The sequence below is a fragment of the Pseudomonas sp. LAIL14HWK12:I7 genome (assembly GCF_000483465.1).
Classification (GTDB): domain Bacteria; phylum Pseudomonadota; class Gammaproteobacteria; order Pseudomonadales; family Pseudomonadaceae; genus Aquipseudomonas; species Aquipseudomonas kermanshahensis.
The window spans coordinates 540,547-546,636 of record NZ_AXYZ01000005.1; the positions used below are offsets into that span (position 1 = coordinate 540,547).

The 6,090-nt window shown below is 62.7% G+C and carries 6 protein-coding genes; 1 reads left to right on the forward strand and 5 read right to left on the reverse strand.

All coding sequences use genetic code 11. The features are described from left to right. Positions 1-38 precede the first annotated feature (38 nt). Both D886_RS0109185 and D886_RS0109190 read right to left on the reverse strand, forming a co-directional pair. Complete coding sequence (locus D886_RS0109185; protein WP_027593641.1) at positions 39-239, reverse strand: DUF1289 domain-containing protein; 201 nt, start codon at positions 237-239, stop codon at positions 39-41. 20 nt (positions 240-259) lie between these two features. Then, positions 260-577, reverse strand: a complete 318-nt coding sequence (locus D886_RS0109190) for a hypothetical protein (protein WP_027593642.1) — start codon at positions 575-577, stop codon at positions 260-262. Between the two features lie 313 nt (positions 578-890). On the opposite strand from D886_RS0109190, the gene D886_RS0109195 reads away from it, so the two are divergent. Next, positions 891-2,642, forward strand: a complete 1,752-nt coding sequence (locus D886_RS0109195; RefSeq protein WP_027593643.1) for a BCCT family transporter — start codon at positions 891-893, stop codon at positions 2,640-2,642. Between the two features lie 51 nt (positions 2,643-2,693). Here D886_RS0109195 and dddP read toward each other — a convergent pair whose 3' ends face one another. From dddP to proW, 3 genes are all read right to left on the reverse strand, one after another. Beyond that, positions 2,694-4,040, reverse strand: a complete 1,347-nt coding sequence (dddP, locus tag D886_RS0109200) for a dimethylsulfonioproprionate lyase DddP (protein WP_027593644.1) — start codon at positions 4,038-4,040, stop codon at positions 2,694-2,696. A 60-nt stretch (positions 4,041-4,100) separates the two neighbouring features. Beyond that, the gene (proX, locus tag D886_RS0109205) at positions 4,101-5,129 is read right to left on the reverse strand and encodes a glycine betaine/L-proline ABC transporter substrate-binding protein ProX (RefSeq protein WP_027593645.1); all 1,029 of its coding nucleotides are present in this window, start codon (positions 5,127-5,129) and stop codon (positions 4,101-4,103) included. 56 nt (positions 5,130-5,185) lie between these two features. Further along, positions 5,186-6,090: glycine betaine/L-proline ABC transporter permease ProW (proW, locus tag D886_RS26845; RefSeq protein ID WP_033694029.1), on the reverse strand; the 905-nt coding region annotated here is incomplete at its 5' end.

Sequence of the window (6,090 nt, forward strand, 5' to 3'; positions counted from 1 at the left end):
ACGTTCAGGGAGTTGAGTGTTGAGGCAGCAGACAACGGTCAGTCGGTATTCTGCCGCTTCGCGTTCTTCTTGACGATGGCCTTCATCCGCGTGGCCGCGCGCTGCACGGTGGCCATTTTCTCAGGGCGCTTCATGCCGCGCCACTTGCGGATTTCTTCACGGGTGCGGCCACAGCTTACGCACAGCTCGCTGTTGAGCTGGCAAAGCGAGACGCAGGGGTTGTCGATGTCTTTGGCCATTACACGCTCAAGACCAACATTCAGGCCGGCATTTCAGCGCGCACACGTTCGGCGGCTTCTTCAAAGACTTTGCGAAGCTCTTCGGACTTGGCCTTGGTAATCGACTTGGCGGCCAACAGTTCCTCCACCACACGAACGCACTGTGCCTCGGCAGTTTTCAGTTGCTCACGGTCAGAGGCGTCGGCGATATCACCCAGATAAGGAGCAACGAGGTACACGTACCGGTCCTGCAGCTTGAGTGTTTCCAGGGCATCGAGGGCAGTCTGGAACCGTTGGGCAGCGGCAGGGCTCATGCTCAATTTATCGAAATGAATCAGGCTCACACGGTCAGTGGCCATTGACGAATCTCCGTTTCCTGATAAGGCCAGGCTCGCAGGCAGCGCCGCTTCTACGGTGCTCGGGAGTGCGGGCCAGGGTAATGCCCATCAGGGTACCAGAACGCGGGACAAATAGGGCCATCGTGCCCGGAACTAAAAGTATTAAACAGGTCGTTCAATGGATGCCCCACGGCGCATTCGGGACAGGAAGCGCTGTGACTCGCACAGGATAATCGGCCCGGCAAGACTCCCCCGCCGAGACCGTCATCGACCCCGGCAGCCCACAACAACAAGCCTGCATGCACAGGTAAGCCACAAAGGGGCAACACCATTCATGGCAAAGGAACACATCACCGAAACGCTCGACCTTGGCGTGACGGACCCCTCGAAGACTGCAGAAGCGCGCCAGGACCGGCACCTCGAGGGCAAGATCGACTGGATCGTCTTTGGCATCACCAGCATCCTGGCCATTGGCTTCGTCATCTGGGGCTTCATCAGCCAGGCCAGCCTGGCCGCCAGCGCGTCCTCAGCGCAATCCTGGGTCATTCTCAACTTTGGCTGGTTTTTCGTACTTACTTCGACCGTGTTCGTCATCTTCGTGCTGTGGCTGGCCGCCAGCCGCTATGGCAGAATTCCGCTGGGGCGTGATGGCGAAGCGCCAGAGTTCCGTACGGTTTCCTGGGTGGCCATGATGTTCAGCGCCGGCATGGGCATCGGCCTGATGTTCTTCGGCGTTGCCGAACCCTTGTCGCATTACGTGTCACCGCCTCCCGGGTCGACCACCGGGCAATCGAGCGAAGCCATGCAGGTGGCCATGGCCACCACCCTGTTCCACTGGACCCTGCACCCCTGGGCCATGTATGCCATCGTTGGCCTGGTGATCGCTTACGGCACCTTCCGACGCGGCCGCTCGCAGCTGATTTCCACCGCCTTCCGGCCCCTGATCGGTAAACACGCCAACGGCCCAATTGGCCGTGTGATCGACATGATGGCGATTTTCGCCACCTTGTTCGGCTCTGCCGCCTCGCTCGGCCTTGGCGCCCTGCAGATCGCCGGTGGCCTGGAGTACAACGGTTGGATCGAGAGCCCCGGCAAGCTGTTCTACATCTCGATCATCACCCTGCTGACCATCGCCTTCGTCACCTCTGCGGTCTCTGGCATCGGCAAAGGCATCCAGTGGCTGTCCAACACCAACATGGTGCTGGCGCTGGTGCTGGCAGTGTTTGTGTTCCTGGTTGGCCCGACGCTGTTGATGCTCAACCTGCTGCCCACCTCCATCGGCATCTACATCAAGATGCTGCCAGAGATGATGGCCCGCACCAACGCCAGCGGCGGTGAGCAGATGGACAGCTGGCTGGCCGGCTGGACAGTGTTCTACTGGGCTTGGTGGATCTCTTGGACGCCTTTCGTCGGCATGTTCATTGCCCGCATCAGCCGCGGCCGCACCATCCGCCAATTCGTCACCGGCGTGCTGCTGGTACCGAGCCTGGTCAGCCTGGTGTGGTTCACCATCTTCGGCGGTGCCGCCATCGACGCCCTGCGCGAAGGCAGCTTCGCACTGGTCAATGGCGCCGTGAACAGCAACCATGCCCTTTATCAGCTGCTGGACAGCTACCCGCTGGCTTCGGTGACTTCGGTACTGGTGATGATCCTAGTGGGTATCTTCTTCGTCTCCGGTGCCGATGCCGCGTCGCTGGTCATGGGCACCCTGTCGGAGCACGGCACCACCACGCCATCACGGCGCACCGTGATCTTCTGGGGGGCGCTGACCGGCACGGTGGCGGCGATCATGCTGGCGATCGGCGACCCACGCGACCCCGGCGAAGCGCTCACCGGGCTGCAGAACCTGACCATCGTGGTGGCGCTGCCCTTTGTCGTGGTGATGGTGCTGCTGTGCCTGGCGCTGTACCGCGACCTGCGCAAGGACCCGATGATGCTGCGCCACCTGCGTGGCACTGAGCTGATCGAAAAGGCCGTGCTGTATGGCGCGGTGAAACACGGCGAGGAGTTCTACATCGTGGTGCAGGAGAAGAAGTCTGCGAGCAAGCAGGCGCAACCCCTGGCCGACGCCGAGCTGAACGGATAACCCCTACGCTGCAACGACCCGGGGCCGCCAAGCGGGCCCGGGCCGCTTCAGTCACTCGGCGAGAAAACTGCCTTCGAATGGGTAATGGGTCAGCACTTCATACCCCGTCTCCGTCACCAACAGCTGGTTCTCCAGTTTTATCCCGTCCCGCCCTCCTACCTCCCCCACATAGGCCTCTACGCACAGCGCCATGCCAGGCTGCAGTTCCCCTTCGTAACCGTAGGCGTCGAAGTCTTCCGGGTAACGAATGCAGGGGTACTCGTCGCACAGCCCCACGCCATGGAACATCACCCCATAACGCTGGGCACGGCAGCTTTCTGGCAGGCGATGCCCGTTACGAGTGAGCTCGGAGAAGCGCACGCCAGGCTTGACCATGTCGGCGTTGACCTGGATGTGCTCATGGGCGATTCGATACAGGCGTTTTTGCTCGGCCGTCGGCTCAAGCCCGCCACACATCCAGCTGCGCGACATGTCGACGCAAAAGCCGTACACGCCGATCAGGTCGGTGTCGAACGACAGCAGGTCGCCGTCGCTCAGCACCCGTGGGCCGGACTCCTGATACCACGGGTTGGTACGCGGGCCGGAGCTGAGGATGCGGGTTTCGATCCACTCGCCGCCACGGCGGATATTACCGCTGTGCAACGCCGCCCAGACATCGTTCTCGGTTACCCCGGCGCGCATGGCCTGGCGCATTTCAGCGATGGCAGCTTCACAGGAAGCCACCGCGCAGCGCATGGCGAGGATTTCATCGGGGCCCTTGATCAAACGCGCGAACTCAGTCACTGCCTGGCCGTTATGCACCTGCACGCCCAAGGCGTCCAGAGCCCGCAGGCCGGCGACCTCGATGCGGTCCACGGCCAAGCGGCGGTTGTCGCCGGCATGGGTTCGCAGCAGTTCGTCGACCTGGGCACAAAAACGCCGGGCATGTTCGTCGGTACGCTCGCCCGTTTCGAAGTAGAAGAACGACGCGCCACTGCGCAGCTCACGCACCAACGGCAGGTGTGCCGAGAGGTGGTCGCAGCCATGAAAATCCCACAGCACCACATGCCCGCTGGCAGCGACGAAACAGGCACGGGCGGGGTTGTGGGTGGTCCACAGCTGCATGTTGGTGCTGTCAGTGGCGTAGCGGATGTTCAACGGGTCGAATAGCAGAATGCCGCCGAGGTCACGGGCCACGAGCTGCTCGCAGATGCGTTGCAGGCGGTACTCACGCATCGTCGCCAACTGCGGCACCTGCAGGCCGAGCGCGGCCCACTCGGCGAACGCCAAAGGGGTCGGGCCGATTTCGCTGCGGTCGTTGTCATCGACCGAGCCGTCGGCCCTGAGCGCGGCAGCACGCTGGCGCGACGGGTCGATACGGCGTGACTGGGCGGGGATCGAGAACGGCGAAGTCATCATGGTGCGAGGGCTTCCTTGATCGTAGTGTTGGAAGAATCACCCACCTGCAAGGTGGCGCCGCTAGTTGCTGGCTTGCACCGCTGTCGCTCGCGCGGCCTGCAGCCATTGATCAAACTGCTGACGATGCGCTGCAATCCACGCCTGGGCGTGGCGCTGAATGTCGCTCAGGTTCTTCTCGCCGTTCTGCATCTTGAGGTTCTGCGCGCTCTCGTCCGCCGCGCTGATCTGCACCAGCGACAGAAACTTCAGTGCCGCCGGGTTCTTGTCGGCGAACGCTCGGTTGAGTACCGCTTCGACCTTGTCCACCGCAAAGCCCAGGTTCTTGCTCTCGAACGTGGTATCGACGCTGTTGCCACCGCCCGGCAAGTCGGTGTTGGGCACTTGCAGCCACACCACGTCGCGCCCCTCCACCATCACCCCGGCCACCCACTGGGGTACCCAGGTGTAATAGAGCACCGGTTTGCCTTCCTTGAAGCGGGTGATGGTGTCGGCCATCAAGGCGAAATACGACCCCTGGTTGACGTGCACAGTCTTGTCCAGGTCATAGGCCTTCATGTGGTGGGCGATGACCAGTTCGCAGCCCCAGCCGGGGTTGCAACCGGTCAGGTCGGCCTTGCCATCGCCGTCGGTGTCGAACAGCTTGGCCAGCTCGGGCTTCTTCAGGTCGGTGATGTACTTGATGTTGTATTGATCGGCGGTTTTCTTGTCGATCAGGTAGCCCTGCAACACGCCAGGCATGATATCGCCGGCCTTGACCATGTTCTGGTCGCCGCCGGCCTTCTCGTAGAAGCTGGCGTGCAGTTTGTCCCACAGGTTGACGCTGAAGTCGGCGTCGCCGTAACCGACTGCCAGAATCATCGTGGCGTATTCGGTTTCCTTGGGTTTCTGCACGTTGTAGCCCAATTCGCGCAGGCCCTGCATGGCGATTTCGCCGCGGAAGCGTTCTTCATCCACCGAAGGGAACGACGGGGTTATCTTCACCCCCTCCCCTGGCTTGTCGGTGGAGGCGCTGGCGCCCAGGCACGTCACGGAAAGCGCGATGGCACAAGCGCACTGAAGCAAACGACGGGTGAACGGGGACTCGTACATCTTCGCGTACCTTTTCGGGTTGTTGTCGAGGGTTGCGGCAGATAGAACGCGGTGTTTCAGGCGGCCTTGCGCTGCCCTTGTGGTTGCGCCACGCCACACAGGCGCAGCACCAGGCCCACCGGGCCGGTGTGGTACCAGCGCAGGCTCGGGTCGGCATTGGTGCGCGCGCCCATGGCTTGGGTCAGGCGGTCGAGGAAGATCGCCAACAGCACCAGCCCCATGCCACCGACCGTGGCCAGGCCCATGTCCAGCCGGCCGATGCCGCGCAGCACCATCTGGCCCAGGCCGCCGACCGAGATCATCGAGGCGATCACCACCATCGACAGCGACAGCATCAGGGTCTGGTTGAGCCCGGCCATGATGGTCGAGGTGGCCAGCGGCAGCTGCACGCGGGTCAGCATCTGCCGCGGCGTGCAGCCAAAGGCGCGGGCCGCTTCGATCTTGTCTTCCGGCACCTGGCGGATGCCAAGGTTGGTCAAGCGCACCAGCGGTGGCAGGGCAAACACGATGGTCACCAGCACGCCCGGCACGTTGCCGATGCCGAACAGCATTACCACCGGCACCAGGTAGACGAACGCCGGCAGCGTCTGCATCGCATCGAGCACGGGGCGGATAATGCTTTCCAGGCGGTTGCTGCGGGCGCAGACAATGCCCAGCGGGATGCCGATCACCGCGCAGAAAAACACCGAAGTGAGCACCAGCGCCAGGGTGGTCATCGACTCCGACCACACGCCGATCAGCCCCAGCAGGGTCAGGGTGACGAAGCACAGCAGCGCCATGCGCTTGCCCGCCAGCTGCCAGCCGAGCAAGGACGACAGCAGGATGCCGATGGTGGGCGGGATGCTCTGCAGGGTGAACTCGATGCCGTTGAGCACCTGGTCGATCGGCCAGCGGATGGCGCGAAACACCTCTCGGAAGTTGTGCACGAGGAAGTTGAGGGTAGCGGTGACCCAGTCGCCCA

Coding starts and splice junctions, on each gene's coding strand:
- D886_RS0109185 (WP_027593641.1), bottom strand. CDS start 239: ATGGCCAAAGACATCGACAACCCCTGCGTCTCGCTTTGCCAGCTCAAC.
- D886_RS0109190 (WP_027593642.1), bottom strand. CDS start 577: ATGGCCACTGACCGTGTGAGCCTGATTCATTTCGATAAATTGAGCATG.
- D886_RS0109195 (WP_027593643.1), top strand. CDS start 891: ATGGCAAAGGAACACATCACCGAAACGCTCGACCTTGGCGTGACGGAC.
- dddP (WP_027593644.1), bottom strand. CDS start 4,040: ATGATGACTTCGCCGTTCTCGATCCCCGCCCAGTCACGCCGTATCGAC.
- proX (WP_027593645.1), bottom strand. CDS start 5,129: ATGTACGAGTCCCCGTTCACCCGTCGTTTGCTTCAGTGCGCTTGTGCC.